The organism is Microseira wollei NIES-4236 (assembly GCF_020521235.1).
In the GTDB taxonomy this organism is placed as follows: domain Bacteria; phylum Cyanobacteriota; class Cyanobacteriia; order Cyanobacteriales; family Aerosakkonemataceae; genus Microseira; species Microseira wollei.
This window is the reverse complement of the sequence record NZ_BLAY01000196.1, coordinates 1-17530: the sequence shown is the minus strand read 5'-3', so window position 1 is coordinate 17530 and position 17530 is coordinate 1. Positions and strand designations below refer to the sequence as shown.

Below are 17530 nucleotides of genomic sequence, written 5' to 3'. Positions count from 1 at the left end.
CATTGGTTGCCCGCCGTGCCCCAGGCACGGCATCAACCATTTTTGCACTCATTAACAACATTGGTTGCCCGCCGTGCCCCAGGCACGGCATCAACCATTTTTGCACTCATTAACAATATTGGTTGCCTGCCGTGCCTCTACTTCAGACAGCAGGCGAAAAGGTTTATTTAGCTCGCCTGTAGCAGTCGTTTGGACTAAAATTGAGGAATTACCAGATGAAATCTTCCAACAAAGGCTGGGTGTTTGCTTTTTGGTTTTACTTTGGTATCTTGATGAGTATTTCTGCTTCGGCTTATTTAAAAATTCTCCCAGTCAAATCGTCGGTTATTCCATTTTACGATACAATCGGGCATTTTGTTTTAGTAGGATTGGCGGCTTTCTTCGGTCATCTAGCGCTTAACAAGCGGCGGATTAACTGTTTAAATCTTAGCCTGCCACTGGCTCCAAGTTTAGTTGTAATTTGTTCGATTGTAGATGAACTACTTCAGCGACTTTCACCTAACAGAAGTTTCGACTTAACTGACTTAGCGGCTAATTTGGTCGGAATCTTATTTTTTTATTGGTTAGCCGAACGTTGGAATCTTAATAAATCCTCGGCTCATCCGGGTGCTAGATAGTTGAAATCAACGATGCAGCACCTATATGTTGTCTTTGATAACCATTGTACCTGAACAATCTGTATTTTTCAATGTGGCAGATTCAAAGACAGCATTGGTTAAATCGGCATTGATAAAAGACGTTCCCGCATATTTTTTGATGCCTTTGAAAGTTAAAACCAGCGAGTTAAATGTCAACGCCAGGTAAGTTAGCGAGAGCATAGTCAAGCCAATTCCCCAAACTAATTGTTTTCCGGTTAGGTAAGAAAGCGCAACTGCCCATAGCCAAAAGGCTAATCCATATCCCGTTACCGCACCCGCGCTTGCAACTGCAATGGCTACAATTCGAGTGGGAAACCTCCCTCTGGAAAATGCCATCAATAACCCGCCGATTGTTGCACCTAATATTGCTATTTGGGGATTTTTATCGGCAGCCAATCCGGCATAAACAAACCCAATAAAAGCACCGGATGCAGTTGCCGATAAGACAAAAGTTAATTTGGAAAAATGGGGTATAATCACATTGATTATCCCCGAACCTGCTCCAGAAATACCCAAGCTTACTATCAAAGCGACGATGTATGACCAATTTTTTCCTCCTACAGGTTCTCCCAGGGAAGGAAATACGGTGCAAATCACAGCATTAGCGGTTAAAATGATGGTGACAAGAGCAATTATTCCCCCAAGTATCACCCGTCTAAAAGTCATTCCAGTCCGCACCCGCTCAAAATTGGCTCCTGCAAGTATTGCATAACTGAAATCGCACCCGCGAATATCCGCTCCGCTGAAGTTTGCCCCTTTAAGGTCGCGACCTTTAAACGAGCGGTTTCGCAAGTCTCTATTGGTAAAATTGTAGGAGCGATCGCTTCTCATAATCTCCATCTCACACATAACCAGGGCGGGTTTATAATCATTGTCGCTGATTGGTATAGATAGTTGGTAAAACCCGCCCCTACACATCGGTCTGCTGAATTCATTTTAACCCAGCTAACCGGGGCGGGTTGATAACCATTGTCGCTGATTGATATAGATAGTTGGTAAAACCCGTCCCTACACAATTACCAATTACCAATTACCCATGACCCATTCCACAAAACGTTGGCTAGTTGCATTAGTTTTTGGCATGTTAATATTACCCTTCCTATTTTATGGGTATCTTTACTTACTTCGTCCAGCCCGCACGGATTTAAAAACAACTTTATTTCCAGGAATTATCTATCAAAGAGAAGCGCGTTCGACGCCCCGTCCTTATATGCTTCACATCGTCACGATTGACTTAAATGCGCCAGAAGTTGGCATTTTAGTAACGCCGGGAAACCCAATGCCACAATCCGGAGAAATTCGGGCTATGACTACTTCTGAATTTGTCAAAAAATTCCAATTGCAACTGGCGATCAACGCCAATTATTTTGGCCCTTTTCGCGAAGAACACCCCTGGGATTTTTATCCCCATAGTGGAGATAAAATTAACGTAATAGGACAAGCAATTTCCCAGGGATTTGTCTACTCTCCCCCCAGAGCGGGGTGGCCTGTATTATGCTTTGATACTAACAATCGCGCCCAAATTATTGAAAGTGGGCGTTGTCCTGATGGTACGCTTCAGGGTGTAGCAGGGATTGATATGTTGGTAAGTGGGGGCAAGGCAGTAAAATCAGATGCGAGTGATGCTAAAAAACCTTATGCGCGCGTGGCGGTGGCGGTCGGCAAAAAATTATGGCTAATTGCGGTAGATGGCAAGCAACCCCATTACAGCGAAGGGGTAACTTTAGCCGAACTGAGCGAGATAATCGTCAATTTGGGTGCTGAGACGGCGCTAAATTTGGATGGGGGCGGTTCTACTACAATGGTTATCAGGGATCGCTCGGGCGTCCGCGTATTAAATTCACCGATTCATACTAAGTTACCGATGCGCGAGCGTCCCGTTGCCAATCATTTAGGATTTTATGTCCGAAAAAACCCTCGTGCAGCCCTGACTCTCCCTGCCCGTAAGATATAATCCAAGCTTCGGATGCTATCATTAAGCATTATGACTACAGCCGCTCCGGTTAAAACCCAATACGAAGCCGTCATCGGTTTAGAAACCCACTGTCAACTCAGTACCGCAACCAAAATATTCTGTAACTGTTCCACAGAATTCGATTCGCCCCCCAACACCAATGTCTGTCCCATCTGTATGGGAATGCCTGGGGTGTTGCCGGTACTCAATCAAAAGGTGCTAGAGTATGCCGTTAAAGCGGGTTTAGCCCTGAATTGCGAAATTGCGCCATACAGCAAATTCGACCGGAAACAATATTTTTACCCGGATTTGCCGAAAAACTATCAAATTTCCCAGTACGATTTGCCGATTGCTCAGCATGGTTGGCTGGAAATAGAGTTAGTAGATGAAAATGGCAATCCGATTCGCAAGCGGATTGGCATTACCCGCCTGCATATGGAAGAAGATGCGGGGAAACTCGTACACGCGGGAAGCGATCGCCTAGCCGGATCCACTCACTCCCTGGTAGACTACAACCGCACGGGCGTACCTCTGGTAGAAATTGTATCCGAACCCGATATCCGCTCCGGTACGGAAGCCGCCGAATATGCCCAAGAATTGCGGCGCATTATGCGCTATCTCGGCGTCAGCGATGGCAACATGCAAGAAGGTTCCCTCCGCTGCGACGTCAATATCTCCGTGCGTCCGGTAGGACAAAAGGAATTTGGCACGAAGGTAGAAATCAAAAACATGAACTCCTTCTCTGCCATCCAAAAAGCAATTGAATACGAAATCGAGCGCCAAATTGAAGCGATTGAAGCTGGGGAAAGAATCGTCCAAGAAACCCGACTCTGGGAAGAAGGTAGCCAACGCACTGTAAGTATGCGGAGTAAGGAAGGTTCTAGCGATTACCGCTATTTCCCGGAACCCGACTTAACGCCAATTCAAGTATCTGCCGAAACGCTCCAGCAATGGAAGTCTGAACTGCCAGAACTTCCAGCGCAGAAGCGCCATCGCTACGAAACCGAATTGGGACTTTCCGCTTACGATGCGCGGGTATTAACCGACGATCGCTCGGTGGCAGAATATTTTGAAGCCACCGTTGCAGGAGGTGCGAATACCAAACAAGCGGCTAACTGGGTGATGGGAGATATCGCCGCATATCTCAATGCCAACAAACTCAGTATCGCGGATCTCGCCTTTAAACCTTCCAGTTTAGCTGAGCTAGTTTCCCTGATTGAAACGGGAGAACTCACCGGCAAAATTGTCAAAGAGTCTCTGCCGAAGTTGCTTTCAGGGGATATTTCAGTCGATAAGCTACCACGTCCGATTGACTCTTCGGCGCTAGAACCCATCATCGATGAAATTATCGCAGCCAATCCCAAAGAACTGGAACAGTACCGCAACGGTAAAACCAAGCTTTTGGGATTCTTCGTCGGACAGGTGATGAAGAAAACCGAAGGCAGAGCCGATCCCAAGTTAACTAACCAGTTGTTGGCTCAAAAGCTCAACGGTTAACCCAGGACAAGAATATCATGTCGATCCCCTATTCGGATCGGCGTATATGGTGGTAGGGAGAGCGGATGGTACTTCTCCCTACCAATTTTTATGTATAAATACTTATTTCATCAGTTTTCATCATAACTTAATAGTTTGTTCATGAAAACTTTTTAAATAGGGGGTGACACCCCTCATCCCTAAGGTGCTATATTTTGTTAAGTAGATGCACCCTGATGATCAGGAGAGTCGTCCAAGCGACTCCCCTTTTTTTTTGGCTATTTGGCTAATGGCTAATGGCTAATGGCTAATGGCTAATGGCTAATGGCTCATAGGTAGTAGTCAAAATGCTTCGCCCGCAAGCTTCCAAGCTGCCAATTAGCAATTAGCAATTAGCAATTACCAATTGGTATAATCTGCCTGCTAAAGGTTGTAGGGAAAAACGATGGCAGACTGGCAGGTAATTAGCGGTAGCGTGACGGCACCTCGCGGATATCGGGCGGCGGGAATTACGGCAGGATTGAAACCTTCGGGATTGCCGGATTTAGCGTTAATTGTGTCGGATGTGGAAGCAATCGCAGCGGGAGTCTTTACCACCTCAGTTGTGCGCGCCGCTTGCGTAGACTACTGTCGCCAGCGCCTGCAAGCGAAGCACAGCGCCCGCGCCATCCTGTGCAATGCGGGACAAGCAAACGCCGCCACCGGGGATCAAGGGTGGGCAGATGCGTTAGAAAGCGCCCAGTTATTAGCAGAGGCATTGAATATTCCCCCAGAATCAATTCTGCTGGCGTCTACGGGCGTGATCGGACAGCGAATTAAAATGGATGCCCTGCGGGCAGGTATTCCCAAATTAGTCGCAGCGGCGTCGGAAACGGGGGGCGATGCAGCAGCAGGGGCGATTATTACAACAGATTTAGTCCCCAAATCGATTGCCCTAGAAACGATGATAGACGGGCGTCCCGTACGAATGGGCGGAATCGCCAAAGGTTCTGGGATGATTCATCCGAATATGGCGACGATGTTGTCATTTGTAACTTGCGATGCAGCGGTTTCGACTTCCCTGTGGCAGGAAATGTTAAGTCGGGCGGCGGATAAAAGCTTCAATCAAATTACCGTTGATGGGGATACGAGTACCAACGATACTTTGATTGCATTGGCAAATGGGCAATCTCGCACCCCGGCGATTACCGAAATGGGGGCGGATGCGGAGAAATTGGAGGCGATGCTGACAGAAGTATGCCAGTATTTGGCGAAAGCGATCGCCCGCGACGGCGAAGGTGCAACTTGTTTAATAGAAGTGCAAGTAAGCGGCGCACATACAGACGAAGACGCGCGCAAAGTTGCCAGAACAATTGCCGGATCTTCATTAGCAAAATCAGCAGTATTTGGACGCGATCCGAATTGGGGACGAATTGCAGCAGCAGCAGGAAGGGCGGGCGTGCATTTCGACCAACAAGATTTGCGAATTCAATTGGGCGATTTCTTATTAATGGAAAACGGACAACCATTGCCTTTTGATCGGAAAGCGGCGAGTAATTATTTGAAAACAGCCGCAGCGGGTGCTTACTTAAAAGAAGATACTGTTTTAATCGCAGTAAGTATTGGCAACGGTTCAGGTTCTGGTAAAGCTTGGGGCTGCGATTTGAGTTACGACTACGTGAAAATTAACGCCGAATATACAACATAAATTCTTGTGGGGTGGGCATCTTGCCTGCCCTTACCCCGTGGCGGTATCAGTTTTTATCTGCCTACCCTTCTCACTCTAACATTACCTAATTTAATGAACCGCGAAGACGCAAAGGACGCGAAGGAAGAAGGAAGAAGATAGCCTCCTTAGCATACTTGTGTCAAAATAAACCCAAGTGTCTGGAAAACGCGACATGGTTTGGGCAGCAGGACAGCGGTTGCAGAATGGTAAGTATATTATCGAGAAAATCCTGGGAGAAGGCGGTTTCGGAATTACTTATCAAGCACGACACACTCTGCTACAACAGCTAATGGTGATTAAAACACCAAACGAAAGGCTGAAAAATGACCCGGAATACCCGAAATATTTGCAGCGATTCGTCGAGGAGGGGCGGCGACTGGAAAAACTTTCTGAACAGCAGCATTCTAATATCGTGCGCGTCAGGGATTTGTTTGAAGAGGGGGGGATATATTGCCTGGTAATGGATTTTGTATCAGGGGAAAGTTTGTTTGATTTGGTGCAGCGGCGAGGGGCGTTACCTCCAACAGAAGCGGTGGAGTATGTGCGACAAATAGGGAAAGCTTTGACGGTAGTGCATCAAGCGAAACTGGTGCATCGGGATGCTCACCCTGGTAACATCATGGTGCAGAGAAACGGTAAAGCGGTGCTGATTGATTTTGGCATTGCTGGGGAAATTCTGCAAACTGTCGAAAGTTCCAAGCATTTTGGAAATTACGCTTTTGCGCCTTACGAACAGATGATGGGAAATCGGGAACCAACTCTTGATATTTACTGTTTGGCAGCTTCTCTATATTATGCGGTGACTGGTCAATGTCCGACATCTTCTTTAGAGCGAAAGTTGAATAATTTCCGATTGATTAAACCTAACCAACTTGCTAATATCAGCGATGAGTTAAATCGGGCTATTCTCAAGGGGATGGAGTTGGAGGCGAAAAACCGTCCTCAATCGATGCAGGAATGGTTGAAGTTGTTGGAAGTGGCGAATCGCACTGTTACGGTTAGTTTGCCGCCGAAAAAACAAAGAAATATTTCTTGGAGTTGGCTGACAATATGGTTGTTAATCTATGCAGTTTTAGGCTTCTTCTTATCATTACCTTCGAATTTGGCTGAAGGTTGGGCTTGGACTTCGGCTTTGACTTTAGTTTTGTCTTGTGCGCTTGCTCAGAGAGATGAGGATACGATTTCTGCTTCTTTACTCAAGTCCTTCAGCTACTTTCACAGATTTCTAATCTTGCTTGGAACTTCTTGGTTAGGAGTGGCGTTAGGATGGTTGGCGTATCAAATATTTGCGATATTTCGCTAAGATATAGCAATGCAGATTGGGTTTCGTACCTCAACCCAACAAATGCGTTAGGTTTCGCTTCACTCAAACCAATTATTTAGATATTGCATCAGTTTCATCACCCGCCAGGGAATAAATTCCCTGGCTAATAGCGAAAGTCCTCTAAAGAGGACTGAAAGATTTTCCGAAAAATATTCAAAAGCACCCTTAATCTGCGATAAAAAATATTTAAAGCTGAAATTTTACCCAAGGTCAGAAACCAGGTTTTTAGCGACTAAATCCACCCCAAAGCCGAAATTTCCGGTAAAAAACCCGGTTTCTTATGTCTGATAGCCTAGATTCTAAATTTAGATTTTCAGTCCTCTTCATAGGACTTTCGCTATTAGCCTGGGGTTTGAACCCCAGGCGGGCTATAACGCAGATGCAAAATCTTATACTTTCACTCAAACCAATTATTGAAATATTGCACCAGCGCATTCACCCGCTTGGGGCTTCGATTTGAGTTATGATTACGTGAATATTAACGCCGAATATACAACTTAAATTTATCCTCGGTCAGTTGTAACGGACAATAGACGGAGGACAACTGACAAAAAAAATATGCCTAAAGCAGCAGATATTGGCAGCAAACGTTTAATTAGTCTAGCGCCAGATGCGTGGGTAAAATAGGTAACGCAACGATCTGATGTTGTAGCCAGACGCATTGTTGCCTCTGAGTTTCAATGGATTAGTCGCGACACCGATGTACTTTTAGAACCTGACGCTCCTTTGATTCGTAATATCATGTCCTTCAGCAACGGTTGTGTAACTGATAATAGCTAATGGCTAATGGCTGCTCTCACGCAATTGACAATTAGCAATTAGCAATTAGCAATTAGCCATCGATACACTACCGATCTCTCGCGGACATGATATAAGTTTCTGATTCTCAATGAGTTGCAACTGCGCTAATCCGCTCAAATGCCTCGGCGGATGAGAGCTTATGCTGCTTTAGCAGAAGAAAGGTACAATTTGCCAGTCTATCCAGTTTTGATCAACATTTTACAACCATCACCCACAGTCGCGATCGCTACCGCGTATGAATCCGAAGTTTTGGGATTAAGGGCGCTTCAGCAATATCGAGTCATTAATCTGTGGGAAATAGATGCTCAGATAGTTTTCCAGCAACAGTTGAAATCTTTGCTGCCATTTATACCAGTACTGAAAAATGGTGGTGAGGAAGCAGTAGTGCGACAAGCAGTACAACTTTTACGTACTGATGAACAGTTAAGCGAGTTAGAACCGCTACTGGCATTTTTTGCTAGCTTTGTATTATCCAGTCGTTTAGTGCAGCAAATCATGAGGTGGGATATGGCTGTTTTACTAGAATCCCCTTGGTACCAAGAAATTTTGAACAAAGGTCTACAACAAGGTCTACTATCGGCTATTGAGTTGGGTTTAGAATTGAAATTCGGTGCTGAAGGTTTGGAATTAATGCCCGAAATATCTCAGATTCAGGATGTAGATGTATTAAGGGCAATTAGGGAAGGGCTACGGACAATTAATAATTTGGATGAGGTGCGCGAAATCTATCGATCCAGCGAAGCTTAAAGTTTTGCTAGAAGTAGGATAATTTTAAGGCAAAAAGAGGAAAGCGAACCTAGAGGAATCACCATGCAAATACTAGAAGATTATTTTGACTTTCAAAGACCCGACGATATCCGAGTCAAAGGAACCCGGGTCGGTATCGAGCATATCCTTAACGAATACATTCATAACAACAAAACGCCAGAAGAAATAGAGCAAAACTTCCGTACCGTAACTCTGGAACAGGTTTATGCCACAATTCTGTACTATCTTGCCAATAAAGAAACCGTTGGGCAATATTTCCAAGATTGGTTAGATTACTGCGAAAAAGCTCAAGCAGAATTTGACAAAAATCCTCCAGCTTTTGTGGCAAAAGTCCTTGAGTGGAAAGAGAAGCAAAAAGCAGCTAAACAAGCAGAGCAACATCAATCATGACAATTAAGTATTTGATTGATGAAAATATGTCGCCTCTGTATAAAGAGCAGCTTCAGATTCAGCAACCAGATTTAATAGTTGGCGCGGTTGGTGACTCAGATGTTCCACCAAAAAGTACGAAAGACCCAGAAATTTTATGCTGGTGTGAGGAAAACGGATACATACTTGTCACCAATAACCGCACTTCTATGCCTGTACATCTAATCGATCATCTCACTGAATGTCGTCACGTACCAGGTATTTTGGTGCTGCGTCCAAACATAAGTATAGGTCTAATCATTGAGGATTTAATAGCTATTGCTGGAGCATCTTTTGAAGATGAATATAAAGACCAAATTACTTATATACCGCTGAGATAAGCAAGATTAAATAAGTGCAGAGAATTTCTGTTGTTGGTACGAGTGGATCGGGTAAGACGACTTTGGCGCGGCAAATTTCCCAGCGTCTTGGTATTCCTCATGTGGAATTAGATGCTTTGCATTGGGAACCAAATTGGACAGAAGTACCGGATGAGGTGATGCGCGATCGCGTTTCTGTCGCCCTTTCTGGAAACAGTTGGGTTGTGGATGGAAATTACAGCATAGTCCGCGATATTGTTTGGGGAAAAGCTGACACATTGGTGTGGTTGGATTACCCTTTGTGGGTGATTATGAAGCAGTTGCTGTGGCGAACTTTTTGGCGCAGCGTAACGCAAGAGGAAGTCTGCAATGGTAACCACGAGACGTTGTACAAAGCGTTTTTTACCCGCGATTCTATCCTATTATGGGCGCTTCAAACTTACCACGAAAGGCGAAGAGAATATCCGATTTTATTGCAGAAACCTGAGTATGCTCATCTTGAGGTTGTGTGTATGCGATCGCCTAAATCTACCCAAGATTGGTTATCGAGTTTATCACCTCCTACCCGCTTTCCAATCTTCCCCACCTGGAAGCTGAGTTAAATAATCATCAATCACTGCGGGTAACTCCTTGGCTGAGTAATGATATGTCAAACCTAACAGTTGTTGAGCTTGGTTAATTATCAAACTTTTATCCACTATCTCTAACAGTTGAAATGGACTGTATGTTCCATTCATTACCTCGTTACTTGCATCGCGAATTGCCGCTTCAATTTCATCTTCTATCCAAGTTACCCATTCGTCTAAACTGATGTAATAAGATGTTTGATTTTCTTTGAGGTTCAAATCTTGAATTTCCCGGATAGAATTACGAATTGAGCTAGCCCAAGAATTGGTTAATCTCTGCTCAATCTGATTTTTAATCAAGTGAATTAGCACAATCCTCAAACAGGATTTTATCTGTCGCAAAATCGCCTTTTTACTCATTCCTTCCAGTTCTTCTACAATTAGCAGAGCATCTGCATAACGTCCCTCTAAAATGCTCTTTTTTAAATCAATTATTTCTTGAGTCATATTCCACCCACGTTTATGATATCCCCTAAATCTACCCAATATTGGTTATCGAGTTTATCACCTCCTACCCGCTTTCCAATCTTCCCCACCTGGAAGCTGAGTTAAATTCTCGGCTACCACCGCTGGTAAATCTTTAGCAGAATAAGAATATGTTAGAGATAATAATTTTTTAGCTATCTCGATAACTTGGTTTCTCTCCACCATCTCAGTAAATTGAAACTCATTGTATATTCCATTTAGCGCTTCTAAACTTGCTTCACGAACCGCTTCTTCAAATTCCTCGTCAAGGATTGATTCCCATTCATCTATTTTGACGTAGTAAGATGTTTTATTATCTTGCAAGTTCAGTTTTTTTATTTCTCGGATAGAATTGCGAATTGAGTTTGCCCAAGAGTTTGTTAATCGTTGCTCAACTTGGTTTTTAATCAAGTGAATCAGCAAAATCCTTAAAAATGATTGGATAGTACGTAGTATTGCTTGTCTACTCATGCCTTCTAGTTCATCCACAATTGCCAACGCATCGGCGTAACGTCCCTCCAGGATACTAGCTCTTAAATCTATCAGTTCTTGACTCATATTGTTGCCTCAATACTTTTTATTAAAGTTATAGTCGCGCTCGCTTAATCTAATTGGCTTTTAATTATATCATATTTTCGCTCTATTGTTCCAGAAACCCGGTTTTTTCAAAAAACCGGGTTTCTTTTATTATTTTAAAGAAACTCAATATTCTGGTTCCGGAAAAGTGGCAGCGCACGATGAAATATAAGGGGAGAAATAACCAAAGCTGTAAATCAGCCGTTAAATCAATAAAATTCATTCAATTTAAGAGGAAAAAATGTTGGAAGATCAGCTATTTCAACAATTCGAGACATCTGCTACAGATCTTGAGAAAGCTTTGAGGACATTGGCGTCGTCGCGGACTAAAACATACTACGACGAAACTCGCGATCGCATCAACCGCGATAACTATTACGCGAGTCTCCCAAGCATTAATTCTCTCAATCCAAGTGAGTTGTTCCATGCACTGAAAAACCTGGTGGAGCAGAGGCATAAAAACAAGCTAAGCTATAAACCAGCCACTCGACTTTACCCTTGGGTTGACCTTTACCCCGATCTGAACCTCAGAAGCATTTACTCCGGGGAAGTTTTCAACCCTGAAGAAATTATTCGAGAAGATTTCCGCACCGAGCAAATCAGGAATTTACAGATTCAAAAGCTACGTCGGACTGTATCGGCAATGAGTGCGGTAGAGACGAGGCAAGTATTGGCTTTAATCGAGGCCAGATTGCCCTATAATTGCGAGCATGTAGTTCCCCAGTCGTGGTTCGGTAAGCGAGAACCGATGAAAGGCGATTTGCACCATCTGTTTACCTGCGAAGTGAAATGCAACAGTTACCGGGGGAATCATCCGTTTTTCGACTTTCCGGAGTTTGGGGAAAGTATAAGCGATCGCTGCGGCAAATTATCAGAAAATAAATTTGAGCCTACAGCCGGAAAAGGCGCTGTAGCGCGCGCTACGCTTTACTTTTTACTGCGCTATCCAGGAGAAATCGATCCAACTGAAAAAGAATACAAGGTAGAGAGTTTAAAGACTTTGTTGCAGTGGCATCATTCTTATCCAGTCACCGAATACGAAAAACACAGAAACATGGCAATTTTCGAGACTCAAGGAAATCGCAATCCGCTGATTGATTTCCCCGATTGGGCAGATAAAATTGCTTTTCGGTTAGGTATTGAATAGGACAGAATAGGTCTGGCTAATGGCTAATTGCTAATGGCTAATGGTAGATCTGGAAAATCTTCCCATCAGCAATTAGCCATTAGCTATTAACTAACTCAAGTTGCTAGTTATCTCATAAATAGAAGCTAATGGCTAATGGTTAATGGCGAGATTGGTAAAAATCGTATATTAGCAATTAGCAAGCTGGCAAGCTGGCAACGCCAAAGTTTATAACTAGCAACTTGCGTTAACTAGCAACTTAAGTTATTATTCCTCTCCTCGCAATAGCCAAAACCCAGTGTAAGTCATTCCCGAATCATCTGGTTGCACTAATAAAAAGTGCAATCCTTTACTTAACCCCTTGCGTTGTTCGTACATTTGCGCTGACTGAGAAACTTCCTTATCCTCAAATGTGGCAACTATCCAACGGTCAATTAATCCCGCTTCTAAAATTAACCCATCTGGCGCACCGGCAATGTAGTTTAATGCAAAGGGGCGAGATTCTTCTATCCAGCGTGCCAAGCGCATCGATTGCCGTCCGCCATAAATTATTACACCCGGAACGGACACTGTTGAAGCGATACCCAAATTAAAGGGCAACAAAAATTCCGGCATCTCTAAAATCGGAATTGGTTTTTCGGCAAATGCATCCTTTATATCGCCTGCTGGTAGCGTCGCAAATCGCCATTGTTCTCCCCAAAGATTTTCTGGTAGCGGCACTGGGGGCGGTTTATCTAATGTTATTGATTGGTAAGGTTCCCCCGTGTAATTGCTCATATGGGGGTATTGTTGCGCTTTTTCTTGCAACCATTGTTTTAAAGCATGGGTGCGGCGCGTTGGTTCTACGGCAATTCCCAATTGTTGCGCTGCTGTTTCGATTAAACTCAAGGATTGGGGACGAAAGACTTGAATCTTATCTGGTAACTTTCCACCCGCTGCTATGCCAAATTGGGTTACTAGCCAAGTTGCATTCGCTTCAGATTGCGGACATAAGGCTTGGTATTTAAAGCTACCCGTCGGATTGCAAAGCAATAATTCCCAGAGCGATCGCCCCAAATCGTCCTTTAACGGACGCCGATAAAAATCAGCTTGCCAAATCATCATTTCAAATTTTGTAGACGCGCTTTAGAGTCCAGAATTGAGAAAAAAACGGATCAAATAGAGCAGGTCAACTTCTCTAATCAAGGAGTTGATTGCGCTCTTTTTTGCACCGATTCAACAAATTTAACTGCCTATTTTTCTATTGATTCCTGCTGTTTATGTTTGAGCTTCAGTGCTGAAGCAGCGCCTAAGACACCAAAAACTAATAAACCTAAAGGAAAAGTAGCTTCAGGAACAGGTTGTGGGTTTTGGCGTGTTGCCGTCCACACCCCAAAGCCATACATCGGAACACGACCAGGAACAGATGGTTGCGCTACCAACCCAAGCCAGTCTCCTGTCCAAACGTCATCCGATATCGGTTCCATCTGATCAAGAAGTAATTGCCGAGTCCCCAAAAACGGATCGCCAAAAAACCAGACTCCCTGGTTGATACCGGGCCTAACCGAACCCCTAGCAAAGACTTGTTGTCCTGGCGGTCTAGAACCGTCAGCCCACCAAGTGAGAAAAATTGCCGGTCTCCATTGCTCACCTAAAATATCAGCCGAAAAGCTGTCTAACAAGGTGCGAACATAAAATCCTGACGGAGGTAGAGATGAACCTAACATACTTGTTTGGATAAAGGTAGTCTTATCGGGGTTATAACTGAACTCCCCACTTCCTACCTGAGTCCCATGTTGAAAAAACTTCAACCCCCAAACCATAGTTGCTGCTTGTACTGGTTTTGCGGCGATTGCTATTAAGCTGAAACCAGCACCCACAGCAGCAACTGCACATTTCTGAAATAGGTTACCCATAGTAGTAATTCCTGGATTGGGTTATTTGCTGAAGTAGCATATCATACCAGTGATACCAGAAACAGTTATTTTCTAAAATATTTACTTAATATATCTGAAAATTTAATTTTTTTAAATAATTTCTATAAATTGCGTAGGGACACGGCACGATTAAGATTCTGGGATTTTACCAAGAGCCTTCAACTGCCGCGTTCCTACGTCAACGATCCAGGACTCATATCATATCCGGTCGATTACCCATAATCGGTAGCCGGGACACGGCACGATCAAAGTTATCTGTTTATCCGAGATATCTATGATGCCGTGTCCCTACGCAACGACTCTGTGAGGTTTTTTTATTATGGGCGATTCAACGGACATCATATCACGCAAAGAAACCGGGTTTCTATGAAAAATCGCTACGCAGAAACCCGGTTTCTAAGATCGTCGTGGGTAAGTCCTATGCTCGCTCTGAGCGCGCTACATGGGCGTTCTAGGCACTAGCGCTGGCTAGAATCGGCGCTGCATCGACCGACGCTCCGGGAGCATACATGTGAGCAACGTAATCTACCAACATCCGGTCGGTGTTGAACACCGGCGCATTGGTTTTAATCGACGCTTTCATCATTTCAATCCAACCGTGGGGAATTCCGTTTTCATCTTGGTCGTAGTAGAGCGGAACGATTTCCTCCTCTAATAATTTATAGAGGGATTCAGAATCGATCCGGTCTTGCAACTCTTGGTCGCTGGTATGAGCATCTTCACCAATCGCCCAACCGTTCAGACCTTTACCATCCGCTCCCACTTTATAACCTTCGCACCACCAACCATCCAACACGCTGCAATTAATGCCGCCGTTGAAGCAAACTTTCTGTCCGCTAGTACCGGAAGCTTCCAAGGGACGACGAGGGTTATTCAACCAGACATCCACGCCTTGGACTAATTTTTGCCCCGTGTAGATATCGTAGTCTTCGATAAATGCCACGCGGTAACGAATCGCCGGATGCTTGCACCACTCCATCAAGCGTTGAATAATCCGCTTGCCTTCTTCGTCAGCGGGGTGAGCTTTACCTGCGAAGATAATTTGCACGGGTCGTTTTTCGTTGCCAAAAATCCGCAACGCGCGTTCGGCATCGCGCATCAAAAGATGACCGCGCTTATAAAGACTAAAGCGCCGCGCAAATCCAATCGTCAAGACTTTGGGGTCTAACAGGTGATCGGCAGCTTGGATCAAGTCGTAGTCTTCGCCGCGATTTTGGCGCGCTACCTTGACTTTTGAGCGAGTATGTGCTATTAGCCGCTCTTTAAGAACTTGGTGACGCCACCACAATTCTGCATCGGGAATTTCGTCTACCTTTGCCCACATTTCGGCATCGGCAACGCGACTAGACCAATCTTCGCCCAAGTACTCGCAGTACAGGTCGCTCAGCAGCGGTGCCGTCCAAGTGCGCGCGTGGACGCCATTGGTGATATGACTGATGGGGACTTTATTTTCCGGTCGGTCTGGGTAGAGAATTTGCCACATTTTGCGGGAAACTTCACCGTGCAGTTCGCTGACGCCGTTGGCAGCGCGACTGAGTCGCAGCGCCAGGACGGTCATGCCAAACGGTTCCCAAGGGTCCCCCAACCGACGCGCACCCAACGCCAGGAACTGCTCGCGGGATAGTCCCAGTTGGGGCCAATAATGGGCAAAGTAGGAGTCCATCAAGTCGGGGGAGAAGACATCGTGACCCGCAGGCACTGGGGTGTGGGTGGTGAAGAGGCAAGATTCGCGTACTGTTTGCTCGATGTCGTAGAACGACTTGCCAGTTTTCTTAATTTCTTCCCGTGCAATTTCTAGGGTGCAGAAGGCGGCGTGACCTTCGTTCATGTGGTAAACCGATGGTTTGATTCCCAAGGCGGTGAGAGCTTTGACGCCACCGATCCCCAGCACTACTTCTTGGGCGATGCGCGTTTCTTGGTTACCGCCGTACAGGTGTCCGGTCAGCCAGCGGTCAATCGGGTCGTTGTCATGGCGGTCTGTATCTAGCAGGTACAGCTTGACGCGACCGACTTGCGCCAACCAGATTTGCACTTTAACAATCCGCTGCCGAATTTCCACTTCAACGGTAATCGGTTCCCCTTGCTCGTTTTTGAGCAATTCGAGGGGCATTTGGTCAAATGGATTGTCGATGTAGCTTTCTTCTTGCCACCCGTGACGGTTTAAGCGTTGGTGGAAGTAGCCTTGACGGTACATCAACCCGACTGCAACTAGGGGAATGCCGAGATCCGAGGCAGATTTGAGCATATCCCCGGCTAAAATGCCCAAACCGCCCGAATAAACCGGCAAGGATTCGTGGACGCCGAATTCGGCGCACAAATAGGCGATGGGGTGTTCTGGCGTAATTTGCGGCACGACGCGACTCGCCCAAGTATCTGTTTCGGTCATGTAGCGGTCAAATTGCTCGGCGAGTACCTTGACTCGCTTGATATACACTGGGTCGTTTGCCGCCTGGGTTAGTTTTACATAGTTGGTTGACTGTAGCACGGCAACCGGGTTGTGTTTCAAGTTATGCCATGCTTCGGGATCGATGTTGCGGAACAGCGAAATGCGATCGTTTGTCCAGCTCCACCAGTAGTTATAAGCTATGTCTGCTAATGGTTTGAGGGGAAGGGGTAGCTTTTGTTGTAGTTTTTGGGCTGCGGTCATGGAATGGTCGTTCGCCATATGAAATTTCAAAGTAACTGTGCGATCGCACGAAAGCTGAGCTTGGATCGACGGTGCGTCAATCCGGAACAAATCATTTTTAACTTGTCCAGAGCTTCTTGGGCGGTTGAAGCGGCTGATTTAATCCCTAGCCTTTTGCAGATGCCTCTTTCGTGTCCATCGATATAGCTTGACAGCATTTTTTGCTAAGTTAGCTTTTTTTTAGACAATTTTAATAAAATCTAAAATTTTCCAGATAACGTCAATCTGTTTAACCAACACGAGGGAAGAATGTCAAGCTTTCCCTGTCTGCAACCGCAAATAAACCGGGTTTCTATGAAAAATCGTCCCTGGGAAACTAAAGATATGCCTCCCTTCCGCACTCGCGTTCGCAGCCAAGTTACTTTGGCGCTCAGCTCGTAGCAACCCCGTGCGTGCAACTCCCCTGCTCCTGACAATTGCTAAAAAACAAGCGTGAACTACCCAACGCTGATGCTATCGCATACAGCGCGGGCTTCCCTCCTCCCTGGGGGTTGCCTCTGCTACCACAGATTTTTTACGTCCGGGCAACTTTGGTCTTACACTCCCTCCGAGGGCAGTAGCGCTGGTTCCCAACGCCAAAACTCGCAACCCTTCATTTCTGAGCAAAAAATACGAGAAGTGCAAAACTCCCGGCGTTTACGCGGGAGTTTTGCACGAACGGGACGTTTAAGTCCCGTCAAGTAACGTCATGATGGCGCTGTGCCTCAATATACCTTCCCACAGTTTCGCTGCTAACAT

Annotated in this window: 16 protein-coding genes and 1 pseudogene; 11 read left to right on the top strand and 6 right to left on the bottom strand. The window is 45.3% G+C overall.

Annotated features, from left to right (window positions below):
* The first annotated feature begins 215 nt into the window (after positions 1-215).
* On the top strand, positions 216-617 hold the full coding sequence (locus MiSe_RS40550; protein ID WP_226591485.1) for a VanZ family protein: 402 nt from the start codon (positions 216-218) through the stop codon (positions 615-617).
* A gap of 21 nt (positions 618-638) precedes the next feature.
* Here the strand turns inward: MiSe_RS40550 and MiSe_RS40545 are convergent, their stop codons facing one another.
* On the bottom strand, positions 639-1469 hold the full coding sequence (locus MiSe_RS40545; RefSeq protein WP_226591484.1) for a pentapeptide repeat-containing protein: 831 nt from the start codon (positions 1467-1469) through the stop codon (positions 639-641).
* A 205-nt stretch (positions 1470-1674) separates the two neighbouring features.
* Here MiSe_RS40545 and MiSe_RS40540 point away from each other — a divergent pair, with 205 nt between their 5' ends.
* The 8 genes and pseudogenes from MiSe_RS40540 (at position 1675) to MiSe_RS40505 (ending at position 9999) form a co-directional block, all read left to right on the top strand.
* Positions 1675-2592, top strand: coding sequence for a phosphodiester glycosidase family protein (locus MiSe_RS40540; RefSeq protein WP_226591482.1), 918 nt, complete (start codon positions 1675-1677; stop codon positions 2590-2592).
* Positions 2593-2622: 30 nt separating this feature from the next.
* Positions 2623-4089 (top strand): Asp-tRNA(Asn)/Glu-tRNA(Gln) amidotransferase subunit GatB, encoded by a 1467-nt coding sequence (gatB, locus tag MiSe_RS40535; protein ID WP_226591480.1) that lies wholly within the window; start codon positions 2623-2625, stop codon positions 4087-4089.
* 424 nt (positions 4090-4513) lie between these two features.
* Positions 4514-5755, top strand: a complete 1242-nt coding sequence (gene argJ / locus MiSe_RS40530; protein WP_226591478.1) for a bifunctional ornithine acetyltransferase/N-acetylglutamate synthase — start codon at positions 4514-4516, stop codon at positions 5753-5755.
* A gap of 175 nt (positions 5756-5930) precedes the next feature.
* Positions 5931-7079, top strand: a complete 1149-nt coding sequence (locus MiSe_RS40525; RefSeq protein ID WP_226591475.1) for a serine/threonine protein kinase — start codon at positions 5931-5933, stop codon at positions 7077-7079.
* Between the two features lie 894 nt (positions 7080-7973).
* A pseudogene (locus tag MiSe_RS40520) lies at positions 7974-8648 on the top strand (RpnC/YadD family protein); the annotation flags it as partial.
* A 63-nt stretch (positions 8649-8711) separates the two neighbouring features.
* Positions 8712-9059 (top strand): DUF433 domain-containing protein, encoded by a 348-nt coding sequence (locus MiSe_RS40515; RefSeq protein WP_226591471.1) that lies wholly within the window; start codon positions 8712-8714, stop codon positions 9057-9059.
* Entirely contained in the window at positions 9056-9418 is a 363-nt protein-coding gene (locus MiSe_RS40510; RefSeq protein ID WP_226591469.1) for a DUF5615 family PIN-like protein, read from the top strand. Before MiSe_RS40515 ends, MiSe_RS40510 begins: the two co-directional genes overlap by 4 nt.
* Positions 9419-9432: 14 nt before the next feature.
* On the top strand, positions 9433-9999 hold the full coding sequence (locus MiSe_RS40505; protein ID WP_226591466.1) for an AAA family ATPase: 567 nt from the start codon (positions 9433-9435) through the stop codon (positions 9997-9999).
* Here the strand turns inward: MiSe_RS40505 and MiSe_RS40500 are convergent.
* Both MiSe_RS40500 and MiSe_RS40495 read right to left on the bottom strand, forming a co-directional pair.
* Positions 9952-10470 carry a DUF29 family protein gene (locus tag MiSe_RS40500; RefSeq protein ID WP_226591464.1) on the bottom strand — a complete coding sequence of 173 codons (519 nt, stop codon included), beginning with the start codon at positions 10468-10470 and terminating at the stop codon, positions 9952-9954. The genes MiSe_RS40505 and MiSe_RS40500 overlap by 48 nt on opposite strands.
* A gap of 57 nt (positions 10471-10527) precedes the next feature.
* The gene (locus MiSe_RS40495; protein WP_226591462.1) at positions 10528-11046 is read right to left on the bottom strand and encodes a DUF29 family protein; all 519 of its coding nucleotides are present in this window, start codon (positions 11044-11046) and stop codon (positions 10528-10530) included.
* Between the two features lie 259 nt (positions 11047-11305).
* On the opposite strand from MiSe_RS40495, the gene MiSe_RS40490 reads away from it, so the two are divergent.
* A complete protein-coding gene (locus tag MiSe_RS40490; RefSeq protein WP_226591460.1) occupies positions 11306-12211 on the top strand; it encodes an endonuclease I family protein in 906 nt (301 codons plus the stop codon).
* Positions 12212-12457: 246 nt separating this feature from the next.
* Here the strand turns inward: MiSe_RS40490 and MiSe_RS40485 are convergent, their stop codons facing one another.
* From MiSe_RS40485 to glgP, 3 genes are all read right to left on the bottom strand, one after another.
* Positions 12458-13294, bottom strand: a complete 837-nt coding sequence (locus tag MiSe_RS40485) for a Tab2/Atab2 family RNA-binding protein (protein ID WP_226591458.1) — start codon at positions 13292-13294, stop codon at positions 12458-12460.
* A gap of 128 nt (positions 13295-13422) precedes the next feature.
* Complete coding sequence (locus MiSe_RS40480) at positions 13423-14085, bottom strand: hypothetical protein (protein ID WP_226591456.1); 663 nt, start codon at positions 14083-14085, stop codon at positions 13423-13425.
* 472 nt (positions 14086-14557) lie between these two features.
* The gene (gene glgP / locus MiSe_RS40475) at positions 14558-16771 is read right to left on the bottom strand and encodes an alpha-glucan family phosphorylase (RefSeq protein ID WP_226591454.1); all 2214 of its coding nucleotides are present in this window, start codon (positions 16769-16771) and stop codon (positions 14558-14560) included.
* A 270-nt stretch (positions 16772-17041) separates the two neighbouring features.
* Between glgP and MiSe_RS51545 the strand changes: the two genes are divergently transcribed.
* Positions 17042-17173, top strand: coding sequence for a hypothetical protein (locus tag MiSe_RS51545; RefSeq protein WP_264196883.1), 132 nt, complete (start codon positions 17042-17044; stop codon positions 17171-17173).
* The last annotated feature ends 357 nt before the right edge of the window (positions 17174-17530 follow it).